Source organism: Pseudoalteromonas sp. OANN1 (assembly GCF_024124685.1).
In the GTDB taxonomy this organism is placed as follows: Bacteria; Pseudomonadota; Gammaproteobacteria; order Enterobacterales; family Alteromonadaceae; genus Pseudoalteromonas; species Pseudoalteromonas piscicida.
In genome coordinates this window covers 1-16,374 of sequence record NZ_JAMXSE010000041.1, presented here as the reverse complement: position 1 = coordinate 16,374, position 16,374 = coordinate 1, and the positions used below count along the sequence as shown (strand labels likewise).

At 40.6% G+C, this 16,374-nt stretch carries 15 protein-coding genes and 1 pseudogene; 7 read left to right on the top strand and 9 right to left on the bottom strand.

The features are described 5' to 3' along the window. The first annotated feature begins 116 nt into the window (after positions 1 to 116). The 3 genes from NH462_RS22725 (at position 117) to NH462_RS22715 (ending at position 3,479) form a co-directional block, all read left to right on the top strand. On the top strand, positions 117 to 2,387 hold the full coding sequence (locus NH462_RS22725; protein ID WP_253107815.1) for a hypothetical protein: 2,271 nt from the start codon (positions 117 to 119) through the stop codon (positions 2,385 to 2,387). A gap of 177 nt (positions 2,388 to 2,564) precedes the next feature. Then, a complete protein-coding gene (locus NH462_RS22720; RefSeq protein WP_253107814.1) occupies positions 2,565 to 3,101 on the top strand; it encodes a YaeQ family protein in 537 nt (178 codons plus the stop codon). A gap of 177 nt (positions 3,102 to 3,278) precedes the next feature. Beyond that, entirely contained in the window at positions 3,279 to 3,479 is a 201-nt protein-coding gene (locus NH462_RS22715; RefSeq protein ID WP_010377879.1) for a hypothetical protein, read from the top strand. Positions 3,480 to 3,566: 87 nt separating this feature from the next. Here NH462_RS22715 and NH462_RS22710 read toward each other — a convergent pair whose 3' ends face one another. The 3 genes from NH462_RS22710 to NH462_RS22700 form a co-directional block, all read right to left on the bottom strand. Beyond that, on the bottom strand, positions 3,567 to 4,856 hold the full coding sequence (locus NH462_RS22710) for a hypothetical protein (RefSeq protein WP_253107813.1): 1,290 nt from the start codon (positions 4,854 to 4,856) through the stop codon (positions 3,567 to 3,569). Between the two features lie 12 nt (positions 4,857 to 4,868). Further along, positions 4,869 to 5,363, bottom strand: coding sequence for a hypothetical protein (locus NH462_RS22705; protein ID WP_017218239.1), 495 nt, complete (start codon positions 5,361 to 5,363; stop codon positions 4,869 to 4,871). A 369-nt stretch (positions 5,364 to 5,732) separates the two neighbouring features. Further along, the gene (locus tag NH462_RS22700; RefSeq protein ID WP_253107812.1) at positions 5,733 to 7,307 is read right to left on the bottom strand and encodes a lytic polysaccharide monooxygenase; all 1,575 of its coding nucleotides are present in this window, start codon (positions 7,305 to 7,307) and stop codon (positions 5,733 to 5,735) included. 640 nt (positions 7,308 to 7,947) lie between these two features. Here NH462_RS22700 and NH462_RS22695 point away from each other — a divergent pair. After that, positions 7,948 to 8,436 (top strand): DM13 domain-containing protein, encoded by a 489-nt coding sequence (locus NH462_RS22695; RefSeq protein WP_253107811.1) that lies wholly within the window; start codon positions 7,948 to 7,950, stop codon positions 8,434 to 8,436. A gap of 364 nt (positions 8,437 to 8,800) precedes the next feature. Here the strand turns inward: NH462_RS22695 and ahpF are convergent, their stop codons facing one another. After that, positions 8,801 to 10,369: an alkyl hydroperoxide reductase subunit F gene (gene ahpF / locus NH462_RS22690; RefSeq protein ID WP_253107810.1), complete on the bottom strand. Its 1,569-nt coding sequence runs from the start codon at positions 10,367 to 10,369 to the stop codon at positions 8,801 to 8,803. A 105-nt stretch (positions 10,370 to 10,474) separates the two neighbouring features. Then, a complete protein-coding gene (gene ahpC / locus NH462_RS22685) occupies positions 10,475 to 11,044 on the bottom strand; it encodes an alkyl hydroperoxide reductase subunit C (protein ID WP_010377859.1) in 570 nt (189 codons plus the stop codon). 229 nt (positions 11,045 to 11,273) lie between these two features. Here ahpC and NH462_RS22680 point away from each other — a divergent pair, with 229 nt between their 5' ends. From NH462_RS22680 to NH462_RS22670, 3 genes are all read left to right on the top strand, one after another. Next, positions 11,274 to 11,696, top strand: a complete 423-nt coding sequence (locus NH462_RS22680) for a DUF3429 domain-containing protein (RefSeq protein ID WP_017218244.1) — start codon at positions 11,274 to 11,276, stop codon at positions 11,694 to 11,696. Positions 11,697 to 11,826: 130 nt separating this feature from the next. After that, positions 11,827 to 12,606, top strand: coding sequence for a GGDEF domain-containing protein (locus NH462_RS22675; protein WP_253107809.1), 780 nt, complete (start codon positions 11,827 to 11,829; stop codon positions 12,604 to 12,606). Between the two features lie 174 nt (positions 12,607 to 12,780). Further along, positions 12,781 to 13,863, top strand: coding sequence for a methyl-accepting chemotaxis protein (locus NH462_RS22670; protein WP_253107808.1), 1,083 nt, complete (start codon positions 12,781 to 12,783; stop codon positions 13,861 to 13,863). Between the two features lie 103 nt (positions 13,864 to 13,966). On the opposite strand, the gene NH462_RS22665 is transcribed toward NH462_RS22670, so the two are convergent. The 4 genes and pseudogenes from NH462_RS22665 to NH462_RS22650 form a co-directional block, all read right to left on the bottom strand. Next, positions 13,967 to 14,425, bottom strand: a complete 459-nt coding sequence (locus tag NH462_RS22665) for a YrhA family protein (protein WP_253107807.1) — start codon at positions 14,423 to 14,425, stop codon at positions 13,967 to 13,969. A gap of 178 nt (positions 14,426 to 14,603) precedes the next feature. Beyond that, the gene (locus NH462_RS22660; RefSeq protein ID WP_010377850.1) at positions 14,604 to 15,290 is read right to left on the bottom strand and encodes a GAD-like domain-containing protein; all 687 of its coding nucleotides are present in this window, start codon (positions 15,288 to 15,290) and stop codon (positions 14,604 to 14,606) included. Next, a complete protein-coding gene (locus NH462_RS22655) occupies positions 15,290 to 15,880 on the bottom strand; it encodes a polymorphic toxin type 15 domain-containing protein (protein ID WP_253107806.1) in 591 nt (196 codons plus the stop codon). The genes NH462_RS22660 and NH462_RS22655 overlap by 1 nt, the downstream gene beginning before the upstream one ends. Positions 15,881 to 15,943: 63 nt before the next feature. Next, positions 15,944 to 16,374: pseudogene (locus NH462_RS22650) on the bottom strand (hypothetical protein); the annotation flags it as partial.

The following is a 16,374-nucleotide window of genomic DNA, read 5'->3' as shown; positions in this document are numbered from 1 at the left end:
TGTTTCTAATTTGATTGCCGCAGAATAGGTTGCGCGTTTTAATTTCGTCATTTTTTCACCCAAATTTGTATGCAAATAGCATAACATTTCTTTCTTAATGGGTGGCCAAATTAACTATGCCACTACACTTAACGATTTCAGACGCGGCGCTCGCGCAATGTTTATCCGATACACATCAAGATGTGGGTATTTCAGTTGTTGATTGTACAGACTACCCAGTCGCAACGTTAGAGGGGCTATCAGGTATTAGCGGCTTATCAACCGTGTCTATTAAAAACGCAGAATTGAATAATCTCGACGAGTTAGCTCAAATTTCTCCGCTCACCGTGTTAAAGCTCGATAACGCATTTGCCGCAGCTCAGAACAGCTCGAATAATGATGCACGTTTAGAACAAATTAATAAGCTCAACAAACTTGAGTCTTTGTCTATTATTGAAAACAAAGAAGATAGTTCAGGCAAACGCCTAGCGTTCCAGATGCTAGATCTATCAGGCTTTACGCAGCTTCAGACGCTTGAAATAGAAAACTATAGTAGTCAATATGAAACTATGCAGCTCAGTGAACTTCCAAGTGATAAGCTCACCCGTTTGACCCTACGTTCTCTAAGCATTGATGATAAAAGTACCCTAAAACGCTTTAGTAACTTGCAGAGTTTATCTTTGACATACATACAAGATCTGGACTCGCTGTCATTTTTAAGCGCCATACCTAACCTCACAGCATTAACACTTAATAATATCGAAGCCGCTGATTCAACAGCAATAGAAGCCAAAACAAATCTGACAACACTCGTACTCAGCAGAACACGGATTGAAGATTTCTCATTCTTAGAAAAATTTAGTGAGTTGGAAAAACTAGGTCTTAGTACTTATTATAGCAATGTTGAGTTTGATATTGCGGACATCAGTAGTAATGCGAAGCTAACCTCTCTGTCATTAAACAATTTAAGTGTTGATAATGTCAGTGAGCTATCAACCTTTACGGAGCTGCAATCTTTGTCTTTGGAGGAATTAAACCTTTCTTCTCTGAGCTTTTTGCAATCGATGCCGCAGCTAACATCATTAAAGCTTAATAGCCTGTATAACATTAATGATTTAGGTTGGCTAAGTTTCACACCAAACCTAACCGAATTGTACATTCGTGAATTGGATAATAACGCGGATTTTAGCGCATTGTCTGAGCTTAAAAATATGCGCGACCTCACCGTCGACAGCGATTACTCAAACTTTGCACTAGATACGTTAAGTAAAATGCAAGCATTAGAAACACTTAACCTAGAAGTTAGTTTATTTGAAGCTTCAAGTGAAACAACATTTCCAAGCTTAAAAACACTAAACGTGAAGGGCAGCAGCTATTCAAACATGGTGAACTTGACTAACTTCCCCGCGCTCGAATCAGTTGAGTTATCAAAAGGTCACTATTATGATAATGAAGAGAAAATCACAACTCTCGATTCTCTAGGTTCAAACTCGAGCCTGAAATCGATCAAGCTCAGCGGCTTTAAAGAGCTAGAAGATATCACTCAGATATCTCAATTTGAAAACTTAGAAACTCTGTTTATTAACTACTCTCTAGCGGCTGACATCTCTGACATCGCATCATTAAACAAATTGAAGTCATTAACATTAAGCAACTTTTCTACGTTTTTTAGAGCAGACATGCTTGCCAGTTTAAACAATCTGGAAAGACTTGAAATACAAAGTAGTGCCATTTATTGTGATGATCAGGAGCTATTAAAATCTCTCGATGGTGTAACAACAAATCTTTCTAACTCTAACTGTATTAAGAAGCCGGTCGATTTGAGCTTAATTACCGATGAAGCATTTAAGGAATGTATTGAAAATCGAAGATACCAAGATGCTGTGCGTAATACCTCACTCTCTTGCGATGCCTCAGCAATTGAATCATTAAATGGAATTACACAGTTTGAAGCAATTAAGACTTTAACACTGGATGGCTCAGTTAACAGTTCGTTGTTACGAGATCCTAGCTTAGCTCAGCTCCACACCTTACAGAATCTAGACATCTATAGACTCACAGGTGAACTAACGGCTAAAGCTACACTTCCTCAATCATTGACCTCCTTTGAGTTAAATACAAATAGCCAAACCGTATATGACTTCGCGCTTTTTGGCTTGCCTACTACCTTAATTTATTTGGACTTGGATAGAACCAAGCTGAAAAACTATGGTGCAATTAAAAATTACGCCGAACTTACCCGTTTAGAGTTGAACTATAGCAACATTTCAGATCTGTCACCGCTATTCGATTTGACCAATCTGGAATATTTAAGTTTATATGGAAACCCAAATATCGACTGTGCTCAAGTAAGCAAACTACAAGAGTCGTTACCCAATATTTGGCATATTTCGACTAGCTGTAATTAATATTAACGCTAAGCATTAAGTTACTCAAATAAACACAGTCTCATTGCGAGGCTGTGTTTTGTTTCTGGTTTATTCTTTCTACACCACATTTCTTTTACAATAGCATTCTGTAAATTTTTATCTCATTCCTAGGCTTAAAATCCGCTATACTAGCGCAAAAATTATTTAAGAAAATTTATGGCGCTCAAATCCACCATCATTAAAGCCCAACTATCACTCAGTGATATGGACAGACATGTTTACCAAGACTTTAATTTAACACTAGCTCAGCACCCCTCTGAAAACGAACAACGGTTAATGATCCGTTTACTTGCCTATGCACTAAATGCCTGTGAAGGACTGGAGTTTACCAAAGGCTTATGCGCTGACGATGAACCTGAACTATGGGTTAAGAATTACAGCGAAGAGATTGAACTTTGGGTTGAACTAGGACTGCCTGATGAAAAACGCCTTAAAAAAGCGTGTAATAAATCAAAACAAGTGATCCTCTATACTTATGGCGAAAATAATCAGGCAATTTGGTGGCAAAAACACCAGCCTAAATTATACGACTTTAAAAATCTAAGTATTTTCGGCTTGGATTATAGCGCGACTCAGGCTTTAGCTCAGTTAGCAGAACGAAGTATCAAGCTCACTATTACCATTCAAGATGGCGAAGTATGGGTAAGTTCTGATAGCGCAAATATTGAAATCAAACCAAGACAGTTAATGTAAACCAAACGGCGACATTACTGAATAGCTTTACATCGACGTCACTAATGTCCTGACACGAGAAAGCATTCTATTGACTTAGATATCTTTTTGGGTAAATTATAGCGTTGAAGTTAGTTAATCATAATTACATTGATTTTTAACTTCTTATTTATAATTATAAAACTAAAGGAATTAGCAATGAAACTTAAGCTAAAAAAGCAACAGGTCAAAAATCTTTCTCTAAGTAACAAACATATCAACCTAGACATGACGCCAAAGATCCAAGGTGCAGGTAAAAATCCGACATTTTTTCCATGCGAAACAGGATTATGTGGTACACAAATGACTGTTGACTACGGTTTCACATGTCAATGGGACTGTGGTACAACGATTTGCTAATGTTGAAATCAAACCACAACAGTTAATGTAATTTGTGATTACGTAGTAAGTGTTGTAGCCAACCAAAGGTGGCTACAACGTATTTACCTACAACCGAGATGCGGCATCGTTTAGCAAATCAGAATAGGCAGAATCTGCACCTATTCGTTTGGCCTCTGCTCGCAAGTCATTGCTAATTCTTGCTCGGGTAAATTCATCAGTTAATAATTCATTTAGCTGATACGGTGAACGACTTATCAAAATCGCTTGCTCAAGTGGGCTTTTAGCTGCATTAATCTGTTGTGTATATATGCTCTCACTAGAGCGTTGAGCCGATGCACTCAATTTTGCCATCGCAATTGACAAATCTGAATACAGCTTTACAGCATCGTAATCAAATTCAGCACTGTCGATGTCCATCACGGGAAGATCTCGTGCCAAAAATGCATTCACCGTTTGCTTAAACTCATGCGGAGCCTCATTCATAAACTCATCTATTCTGATAATATTAAAGAGATCTTGCCTTAGCGACTCTCGCTCTACCTTTTGTGACGGCTCATTATTAAGAGTTTGAATATATTGCGGCAAAAATTCAGTCCTTGATTGAGGGTTAGCTAATGCGAGGCGATTATAAATTCCAGCTTTTGTTGCTCTGATAGCATCATTTGATACGTTATTAGATTTATTTTCTGATATCACAAACTGGTCATCTATCAGTAGTTTGGCTTTCTCAAAAGGAAGATGACCAACAACAGCCTCAAGAATTGAAAAGCCTAATGCAGGATCTTCCACATTGGCTAGCTGACCACTAATTACATCGAGTAATTGCTGCTTTACTTCTGCTAAATGCGTGGCAGAAACTTTCGTCTCTTCTCCATTAACCAGTAAGATAGTCTCAAGTACATTTAGTAAGCCAAATTTTGCCCGCTCTGATGCACTTTCGAATAGCGAAATTAACTCATTGGACAGCTCAATAGGAGCCAACGTACTCATATATTCAAGCACATACAAGCCTTGCTCTGATTCCACGCCTAACTGCTGTACCATATTCCACAATATACTTATTTTATCTTTTCTTGATATATTCGGATCTTTTAATAGCTCTATTAGCTCAGCTTCAAAATCAAGCATGGCCTTTGTACCAAAACTATTCTTTAATGTTAAAGTAAGCGTATCTGCTAACTCTAACATTTTATTATTTTCTTTATCTGTTAATTTAACATCCATATCATAAAAATCGGGAAGTGTAGCTATGAGCTCTGACTGACTAACAAAAGGAACTGTCTCATTATTTTCTGCAGTTTTTTTTACTTCCTTTTCTGCTGTGGATACAAAATAAATGACAACAAAAAAAACAGCTAATAAAAGTAATGCTACATATTTTGCAATTAGTTTCATATCCACCTCAAATTATCTAGTGCTTGGGAAGCTATTATAAAGATTTCTCGGAGTGAAAACGGTAACTAAATTCTCGCCAGTAACCTTTTTGTATGAGTAGTTCACAAAAGTATCACAACGGAACTTTGCCTTCACTTTTACAAAACTACCATCTTTATATACCCATTTACCTTCTGTATATTGTGCTGTGATTGTATATTCTGGATCAAAGCTACGTTGTGCCCACCCAGCTTCAACGATTTCTCCATGCCTAGTACCTCGACCGTACTTCGCGCCCCAGTATGAGGAAGCACCTTTAAAGCTACTCAGCGTGTTTTTGTGAATAACAGTGTTATCATTCAATACTTCAAGTACTTTTGAACCGTCCCAGATCCCAACGTGCCCAGCCCAACCTAGGCCTGAAATTGATAGATCTCGAGCAACAACATCACCTACACTCGTTGGGTTGCCAGCAAAAGCTGTTGTACTTATAGCGAATAATAATGCACCAATAGATAAAACTTTCATGAAATTTCCTTTTAATTAAAAAACCAACAGAATAATAACATTGAAAACAAGAAATTCAACCCAACTACAATAATATAAATTAAACACCTATAAATTTGCACCAATCTATAAATTGCAAAAGTGAAAACACCACAATAAATGCAAAATCCACAAAACCACAACAACACTTTTTTAGTAAGTTTAAAAATCCAGTTAAATAATGAGAGAATATTTTTTACAACCAAACTAAAATAAAACTACTAAAAAATTTTATATATTGCATTTTTATAAATTTAACGTCTGTCGAAAAGCCAACACTGCTACACTTACATTTGAGATTAAGGTCACTGGCAGTGGTATCTACCAGTGATTTTTCAGCGGGGTTTTAGACTACTGCTTGCGCCATACTGAGTGCTTGTCTGGTTGTTGACCTTTGGTCCACCAGCGCGCTTGATATTCAACGCCTTGATAACTCACCCTGTCGCCGCCGGTATATGCCTTATTAGCATTCCATGTGTTACTTGCATCGGACTTGTCGACCAGCTCCCACGCATCACTTTGATCGGGCTTTTGACCTTTTACCCACCATTTAGCACGATAGCTTTTGCCCTGATACACTGCGGTATCACCAGCGGTATAAACTTGATCGGCACGCCATGTATCACCATTTGGTGGTGCGGTTTGGTTAGTCACCGTGATGGTAAAACTAACGGTTTTCTCAAACGTGCCATCAGAAACGCTTACTTGCCCCTGATAGTCGGTATTTTGCTGAACCTCAGGCGCTGCCAACGTGATAGTTGCACCGCTACCGCTGTAGCTCAATGGTGCAGGGATCTGCCATGCAAAGGTGAGTGGATCTTTGTCATCATCAAACGCATGAACATGAAGTGATGTGCTTGAGCCTTCTTTTAGCGTGATATTGGCGGGGGTATGAACCACAGGGGCACGGTTTTGAGGCTTAGCTAAAATTGAAAGGTTAAAAGTGTACTGGGTATCACTGACAAATAGCTGATTAGCAGCGAGTTGCGCAGCATCAAATACAATATTGCCGTCACTTTGTTGTACGCCAATTTGCAGCGTATTCGCATAATTATTGTTAAGTGTGCTGGCAAATTGCACAGCCCAATGATTGATATTACTTTGTGTTATCGACAGTTTTTCTTGTACCAACTCTTGGCCATCACCATCAAAAACACGTAGCCATACCGTATCGCCTACATTGGCCAGTTGACCCTGTTTGATAAAAAAGCCAGCAGACGTCCAACTTCCTGGCTCAGTCGGTGTAGTATCTCGTACTATCGTGACGTCGCTACAATTGTAAAAACCTTCACCTACAACATCATCACGCTGCCAACGCGTATATAAGATAGCATCTCCGCTAAATTTACTCGGCACCGCAACCTGCATTTCATAATAGCGTTTACCGTCTGGTGCGACGAAGAAGTCTACATTGCCATACTCTTGCACTAGCTCTAAATCTTGCCACGCTAGGGGCTTTGACTGAATATCCGCCTCCGGTTTGGTGAGATAAAACTGCCAAAAGCTAGGGTTGTGCGGCGTTGTTGCACGAAATCTCACTTTAATTTGGTTTTGAGCATCTGGCGTTATCGCAGTTCTTTGCCACTCACTCGATGCGATATTCATACCCGCTTTGTTTCTGTCGCCACCCGCACAAAGTTGTCCATTAGGAACAGCAGCTTGTACCGCTTGCAGATTAAAATAATCAGGAACATTCGCTGCAAACTCATGCTTTTGAATAAACTGCACATGCTCAGATGCCAGGTAAGCTGCTCGACATGCCGCGTTTGGGATATTGCTTCCATCTTTTGGCCACCAAAATCCGCCCTGCTCCTCACAAATCGCTTGCCTTGCCTTTGGACTATCCATATAACCATGTGCAAATGCGTTCGATGCTGCCATGCCAAGTGCCATGGTAATACTGACTGTTAACATAGAGTTTTTCATTTTCTTCTACTCGTATTAGAGAAGTGACCGCCGCCACTTCGATTAAGATTAGAACGGGCGAGAATCTATTGTTGCTTGTCACACGAAATTCAGTCTTGCCCAGCGCACTAAGATTTTACTCGTTGATAAACACAACTTATCTTGGTCACGCCACTGTACTTCGGCAGTAAAAAACAACGCTGTCATTTTTTAACAACTAATAAGCTATTGCACGTCCATGGCATGCTCGCCTTCATTTTTGTAAAAAAAAAGTATCCAAGTTAATTTTATTGTGAGCATCAACTCGAATTCGAGGCATTTTACTCAAGCAAAAGTCAATAACAATAGATGAGATTATTAATTACATTCAGTACTTTATGATTGATTTAAAAAATACCTTTACGCCATAATTCAGGCCTAAACACCTGTTTAATTTGACTATTACAATAACCAAAACAATTGAAATACTTTATTCTCTAATAATTTACAATTAGAAGACGCTACTCTGTGTAAAGTTTTATCTACATTGGGTACTAAATTACATTTAATAAAAACACTTTATTCTTATCAAAAAAATTAAAAACAACCCTTTTTACTCAGTCTATTTTACTACTAGAGCCTTATAATTTGGCTATACTTTGACTTTACTGCTTACTTGGAAATGATTTTGCGAACGCTATTTACGTTACTGTTGCTCATTGTGGTGTTTATCACAGGGTTTATTATGGGTGTGTACACTTTGCCTATAATGACGCAACCTCCGGCGGCTAGTCACACAGAGATACTGGCGATCAGTAACGCCGCAACATACAAAGGCCAATTTAAGAAGGAGCTTAAAGATTCAGACGTATTACACTACGCTACCGGTGAGATTTATTTTACGGATAACCACATTGCATTTGTGGGTGAGATAGCCCCAGGACCAGACTATCGGCTTTACCTCGCCAATACATTTATTGAGACAGAAGCCGACTTTAAAGCACAAAAACACACCATGGTGGAAATTGCTAACATAAACCAATTTTCGCAGTTCGTTCAGCCCAAGTATCGCCAAGTTGATCTGGCCCAGTTTCAGAGTGTTATTATTTGGTGTGAGCATTTTGAGCAGTTTATATCGGCAGCGTCATTACAACGCGTTGGTAGCGAGTAGGACTGAAGGAACTGTTTTACGCAACGATCTTGTGTTTCTTCACCGGAAGATAATCCACTCAGCTAGGCTAGTAACCTCTCGCCGGGTAAATCGTCTCCCACAGCGCATTCTACACGTTAGAGTAGGAGCCGCTTTACGCAGCGATCTTGTGTTTCTTATTCAGCCAAAATCCTATTAGCTAAGCTAGTAACTGCTCGGCGGATAAGCCTCCTCCCACAGGGCATTCTACACGTTAGAGTAGGAGCTGCTTCACGCAGCGATGAATCTTCGAAATCTAAGCAAAAAAAGCCACACTGTTGAAGTGTGGCTTGGGAGCATTGCATGGGTGTATTATTGCAATGATTCTTTCCAGTAATGCGAGAAGTTAAGCAGCTTGCTCGTCGTCTTGTCCTAACCGAATTAGATAATCAAAAGCGCCTAAGCTTGCTGTCGCTCCGCCACCCATCGCAATTATGATTTGCTTAAACGGTGTGGTGGTTGCATCGCCTGCGGCGTAAACGCCCGCTAGACTTGTCGCCCCTTTGCTGTCAATTTCGATTTCGCCAAAGCGGCTAAGTGCAACTTCACTCGACTTTAACCATTCTGTATTTGGTACAAGCCCAATTTGTACAAAAATACCGGCCAATGCCAATGAATGAGAGCCACCGCTCACTCTATCTGTGTAGTTCAAACCCGTTACTTTATTGCCGTCACCAACTACTTCGGTGGTTTGTGCGTTTTTAATAATGGTAACGTTATCAAGACTTTTCGCCTTTTTGATCAGAACTTCGTCAGCTCTGAGCGTATCGGCAAATTCTAATAACGTGACGTGTTCAACGATATTTGCTAAGTCGATAGCCGCTTCAATACCCGAGTTACCGCCACCAATAACCGCGACAGGTTTCCCCTTAAACAACGGACCATCGCAATGTGGACAATATGCTACGCCTCGACCCTTGTACTCGGTTTCACCGGGTACATTCATGCTTCTCCATCGTGCACCGGTTGCCAAGACTAGAGATTTGGCCCTTAATACCGCACCACTTTCAAGCGTGATATCAATGGTTTCACCTTTGTTAATAGCCGCTGCACGCTGGTTCTTCATCACATCAACGCCATACTGGTTAACATGTTCTTCTAACTGTGCAACCAGCTTAGGACCTTCGGTTTTTTGCACTGAAATAAAGTTCTCAATACCCAAAGTATCGGCAACTTGACCGCCAAAGCGCTCCGCAACTACTCCTGTATTTAGCCCTTTACGAGCAGCATAGATAGCAGCTGATGCACCAGCTGGGCCGCCACCTACAACGAGCACGTCAAACACGTCTTTCTCGTTAAGTAGAGCCGCTTGTTTTTCACCAGCTTTACTATCCAATTTGAGTAGTATATCGCTCAGGCTCACTGCGCCTTGGCTAAATTGTTCACCATTTAAGTACACGGTTGGCACGGCCATGATGTTGCGTGATCCCACTTCTTCTTGGAACAAAGCGCCATCAATCATAGTGGTGGTAATATTTGGGTTAACAGCCGCCATGAGATTCAAGGCCTGTACGACTTGCGGACAAGTTTGGCAACTCAGTGAAATGTAAACCTCAAAGTTCAATGCGTTATCTATATTCCCGATCAGTTCCAAATCGTCTGCCGATGCTTTAGTGGCATGGCCACCTGAATGCAATAATGCAAGTACCAAGCTGGTAAACTCATGTCCCATAGGCACACCGGCAAACGTAATTTCGCTCTTTGTTTCAACGCCACGCACCACCATTTGTGGGATACGTTCACCTTCACTTGATTCAGATAAAGTAATTTTATCGCTCAAGGACGCTAAGTCTTGTGCTAACCCTTTTAGCTCTTGCGATTTTTTACTGTCATCAACAGTAATGACGAGTTCAATCGGACGTTGTAGAGAGCTAAAGTGGCTTTGTAGTTGAGTTTTAATTTGGTTGTCTAACATATAAGGTAACCCTCTGCAGAAACTACAGTAAAAATTCGCAAAAACGATGAATTTGATTCATCTTGACGGTTGAGATGGGAGTGCATGCAGCACTCCCCTGACAAATTAGATTTTGCCAACTAGGTCTAGTGAAGGCGCTAGTGTTTCTTCACCTGGCTGCCAAGATGCCGGGCAGACTTCACCATCGTGAGATGCGATGTATTGAGCAGCTTGTACTTTACGTACTAGCTCTTTAGCACTGCGACCAATACCTAGGTCATGCGTTTCGATAACTTTGATTTCGCCCTCTGGGTTGATAACAAAAGTACCGCGAAGTGCCAGACCTTCTTCCTCGATCATCACACCGAAGTTACGAGTAATACGGCCAGTTGGGTCACCAATCATTGGGAATTGAATTTTCTTAATGGTGTCTGACGCATCGTGCCATGCTTTGTGCGTGAAGTGCGTGTCTGTCGATACAGAGTAAACTTCTACACCCATTTCTTGTAGCTGTGCGTAGTAGTCAGCTAAATCGCCAAGCTCTGTTGGACATACAAAAGTGAAATCCGCTGGGTAAAAGAATACGATTGACCATTTACCTAGTAGGTCTTGCTCAGAAACTTCTACGAAGTCGCCACCATGGTATGCAGTTGCGTTGAATGGTTGAATTTTAGTATTGATTAATGAAGTGCTCATCGCTTTCCTCACTGTTGTTTAGTTTAAAATAATGTTGGCGATTACTGTTCGCCTTGGCTTGAGTACAAAGATAAAGGGAAGTGATGATTAAATAAAATGGATTGTTTGAATCACTGTAATCGGAAAAACCGATAATTCACTTTTAAATGATCAACTAATTCAGCATAAGAGTATAAAAATAAGATAATTACGGTATGATCCCAGCAATTAACTACAGCAGAGCGTGACTATGCACCCGTACTTCAATCATATTCAACTTGGTTACTTTGGCTTCGTTCCCTTTTTGGCTTGTATCGCGTGGACGCTAATGACAGGTGTATCAAGTGACGTGCTTCATGCTTTTCAGTTTTACAGTCTGGGGATTCTAGCTTTTATGGCCGGAAGTTTATGGCGTGCAGGTGAGCAAACCAACAAACAAGCGATACTGGCCGTGATTGTCGTGATCCCATACCCCTTACTTAGTATTGCAGCACCACAATGGTTGCTTCTCTATCTAGCTATCGCATATTGGCTTGTATATTTTATAGAGCGCAGTTCGTCTCGCTGGAGTGACTATCATAAAGACTATCAAAAAATGCGAACAGTACTGACTTCTCTCGTTTTTGTTAGTCATCTATTTATGATTGCTCAAGCACTTGAGTTAAACGCATAAGCGGCTTGCTTCTTAAGCTCAATTAACTATAACTAAAGATAACTGAAGCACCAGAAGCCAAAGTATTTTGATCAAAAGCGCGTTACCTCCCTTAGTTATATGGATAGCTATCATCTTTTTTGGTGGCTACATGTACTATATTGGTCACTACGAATACGAGAGCTACGAAGAGTTGTTCTGGTTCGGCATTTCTTTCACTTTATTCAATTTGATCACCAGAGAAATCGCTAATCCGTTCTTACGCCTTGCCCTACTTGTGTATTGTGCGGGCCTACTCCTTGATATTATTGATAATTTTACCGACGGTTTTTCCATTCCTTTACTTAATTTTGACACCTCTTTGAAAAATATCGGTTTTTTACTCATCAGCTTTGGTTTTTACTGCATGATCACCAATAAAAGAGCCAGCATTACAGAGCTAAAAAAAGAAGTAGAGAGAAGAAGGTTGTTAGAGGAGCGGATGCGCTATGAAGCTGACCATGATGCGATGACAGGCGTGGGTAGTCGTCGCGCATGTTTTGAAGGCTTGCAAACACACCGCTTTGATGATCAATGGCTACTCTACCTCGATTTAGATAATTTTAAGCAAGTGAATGACAACTATGGCCATCATATTGGCGACGAGGTTTTGATTAAGTTTACGCAGAATATGAAAGATTACTTTGGCTTAGATTACAGCTTTCGTATCGGGGGTGACGAATTTATTGCCTATATTAATGCTGTGCTTCCAGATGCAGACGAAGTAAGAGCGGCATTATTAAAGGGATTACATGATTACAAAATTAACGTCAGTATTGGAATGGTCAAAGTTGACCCAGCTAAACAAGCTGATCTCATCATCCACGAAGCCGATGAGCATATGTATGGCGATAAACGCGGTAAATCACTCAGATCTAGTGCTAGAGGGTAACACCATAACACAGTTTTATTGATTCAATTTCAATGATGCTCAGCGCACCAAAATCCAACCACAATTCTACGCTAACTTCTCTAAATTTATAGCTTTTTTAAAACCTAAAGAGGTAGCACTATTTTCCAATGATTGCTAAGCTTGCGTTAATATCAAGTTACAAGGGAAAATAACGTGTTTGCAAAACTATTTACAAACAATGAAACCCAACAGGCCTTATTAGCCGCGCAACAAGAGATTGCCAGTTTAAAACATGCGAATGCGCAATTAATTGCTGAAAATGAGTCATTAAAACAAGAAGTTGTAAGCTCACAAGCTGCGCTCAATGATAATACTGACAATCAACTACTGCAGTGTGCATTGACCGGATTAAGCCAAGTGCAAGGGATCCGCGAAACTGTTCTTGCAAGCTTTATGAGTATTGAAGAAGAAAGCCATTCAATTGAGCAAGTAAACTCCGCCTTTTCTAAATCTGAAACCGCATTGCGTAAAATACTCGCGGGAATGGAGCAGCTCGGTGGCAATATGGACAGAATGACCACCAATATTTCCGGCCTATCACAAATGGCCGATAGCATTAATACCTTTGTTACGACGATTTCAAAAATTTCAGATCAAACGAATCTGCTAGCGCTTAATGCTGCTATTGAAGCCGCCCGAGCGGGTGAAGCTGGCCGTGGCTTTTCGGTTGTCGCCGATGAGGTACGTGCACTGGCAACCAACACCAATGAGTCCGCCAATGAAGTCTCCGATCTGGTCAAAAAGATCATCGATACGACTCATACAACCGTGAGCGCTGTGGAAGAAATTCAAGCGTCTAATATCACCCTATCTGACAGTATTGGACACCTAAACGATGAATACGAAGGAATAGTAAGTTGTTGTGATTCAATGAAAGACACCATTTTGGTTTCTACCACCCAAACTTTTATCCAGACAGTAAAGCTCGATCATGTCGTTTGGAAAGGAGACGTATACAACGTTATTATTGGCAATAGCCATAAAAATATCAGCGACTTTGCCGATCATACAATGTGCCGCTTAGGTAAGTGGTTTAGTGGCGATGGCGCCCAAAAGTTTGGCGGTCACAACGCGTTTAAACGCCTAGAAGCTCCGCATAAAGAAGTCCATAGAGCCGGTGTAGAAGCAATGAAAAAGTTTAAAGCAGGCGATTCTCAAGGCGCAGTAAAACAGCTTAACCAAATGGAACATGCCAGCGTTGAAGTAATGGACTTACTCGACCAACTAGTGCATTGATAAAAAGCACTACAAAGCTTTTCAATTAACCCGCTTAACACGTAGACTGGCAGTCACCGATTGAAAGCGGGTAACTTTTCATGTAATCCTGAGTTGGTATGCATTATTCAAACACACAACTCTCCTCAATTAATGCAAGTAACGCTTCTTCAAACGGTTCATACTCATCAATTATTTCCCAAGTAACTCTATCTATGACAGCATAGAGTCGGGTGTTCAAATTGAAAACTACACGCCTCATGTTTTCATCAGCATATGCAATAAATTGCTTCAGGGAGTACTCTTCATAAAATGATTCATTGGCTTCAATTATACCTGGTAGATAAATTGGACTTTCGATGGTGTTTGCACCATACACGTTTAAACCATTTACAGAAAAACCATTTGAAATTTTTAATAATTCTATAAACTGGTCTGATATTTTCCTCTTAAACAATCTTAATGAGTTTTCTTGCAGCTTTATAAGTTGTTTCTCAGTTGCAGGAGGAAGTAAAAAACCTTCTTGGTATTTCGATTCTTCTATTTTGTTTTTCTGTTCGATCAAATTGATTAGTACGCTCATCATCATCTCACTTAGGATAAACCAAACCTTCGGGAATTGGCCAATCGACGTTTATTGTTTCATAGTGCGTCATTTTTAAAACGAAAGCAGCAAAAGAAATTTGGTGAGGAGTGTAGGCTAGGAAGATGATTGAACCTAGCCTTGCAACATCTATGTATTTAACGGACTTAAAAAAGTGCTATTGGTTATGGGGTAATTGATTAGATAGCGCAACGATATCGGCCATAACACGCTTCTCTCCAAGGTCTGCTAAGAAAGCTAAATGTTCCGTGGCTTTTACCTTTTGGAGATTCTCAAGCTTAGGTTCGCCACCAAGGGCAAGAGCTGGCACAAAGCCATAGATTTCTCCATTTTCTAGAGGACCTAACTTCTCCAAAGCTCGTTCAAATAAAAGCCTATCATCAAGGTCTTTCTCATCAACAAGGTCCTTTGACATCGTAGCAAAAAATAACTCTATACATCGTTCAGAGCCAAACTTATTAAGGTCTTCAGTTTTGTTGGTAGGTAAAATCATTGCATAACCTGGGTTGATTTTAATACTTTGACCCGATGTTTCACCCCAAATAAACATTCGACCAAAAGCTCCAATTGCGATTACGTGGTACTTATCAACCCCTCGTAATTGTCTCTCTTCGAACTCAGTACCGCGCAACCAATACGCTAAAGCTTCTTCATACTCTTTTGGATTTACGGTCCAGAATATGCCTTTCCCCCAACTGGAAAAGCCATACTCTAGCCAGTAGTCGAGTAATTTTTTGGGTAATTTATCATGATAAAAGTCCAAAACCTCCTGTGAGGTTTCAATTGAGTGGGTAGCCGGCCCAAAACCTTTATAGTTATAAAAATTGTCAAAAAACTTATTCATTATTTGCACCTATGTAGGTTCATATTTAACTTTGTATCGGGACCAAGTGTAGAGAGTGCCTTTTTTGCCTCAATATCCATTATTTCAACTCGACTCGATGTAGTCTTCATACCGTTGTCGTCAAAGCCGTTATTATTCCATTGCGCGCCAATAGATTGGTTCACACTTGCATCCCCTAATTCAACGACCTCATCTAATCCGCCCGCTATCATATCAGGGTTATGTAGCGCATGAAGGGTTTTCATATCTTTACTCGCGAGCTGCTTGGCTTGCTTGATGGCTTCATCTCCAAAATACTCACCGCTATTAATAAGCTTTTCCTCGTACTTTAAAATAAGTTCGTTCTTAAAGTCTTCTCTTGCTTTCTTTTGTGCTTTCCCAGTTCCTTTTCGTCCAATCTTTTTAAAAGCGTCGCGATTATCAAGGTATTCTTTTACTGTCATGTTATTAAGCCCTTTCATTTGGCCTTCTAACTGTCGGTCGTATTCTTGTACAGTGCCTTTATCGTTCTTCTTAAAGCAAGCTACTTTATGTTGCGGCATACGTTTTATTGCTGCCCCCGGCAACTCATTCCCTTTTGGTGGTTCCAACTCATCGGCTTTGGCTTTGATGGGCTTATCGGTGACGCCTCGAATTGGTGGTTGGCCTTGATATTAATCCAGTGCTTTATTAACTCGCTGTCCGATTTCTTGGGCGGCTTGTTGCATATGCTGGTCGATTTTGGGGGTGACGTCGTCTAGGCGTTTTACCGTGGCTTGCATGTCTTCGATGGCGGCGTCTGGAAGTAGTAGGTCGTAGTGCCAACAGGTAGACATGTCATCGAGTGAATCGCGCAGGCCTTTGACGATGTTTTTAACTTCCGTGGCGGATTGTTTTCCTAGGTCTTGCCAGTTGATGTCTCTTAGGTATTTAACTGGGTCGCCTTTAACGACTTTTCTTTGGGTAAAAAGCCGCAGCACGGCAAGCGCAGCAGAGAGGGATTCTCCTGTATTTTTTAAGATAACCTTGCCCACACCTTTGACTGCTGAGCCCACAACTGGCACTAAACCAATGCCCGTGAGGGTAAAGGCAAGCCAAGCGTCGG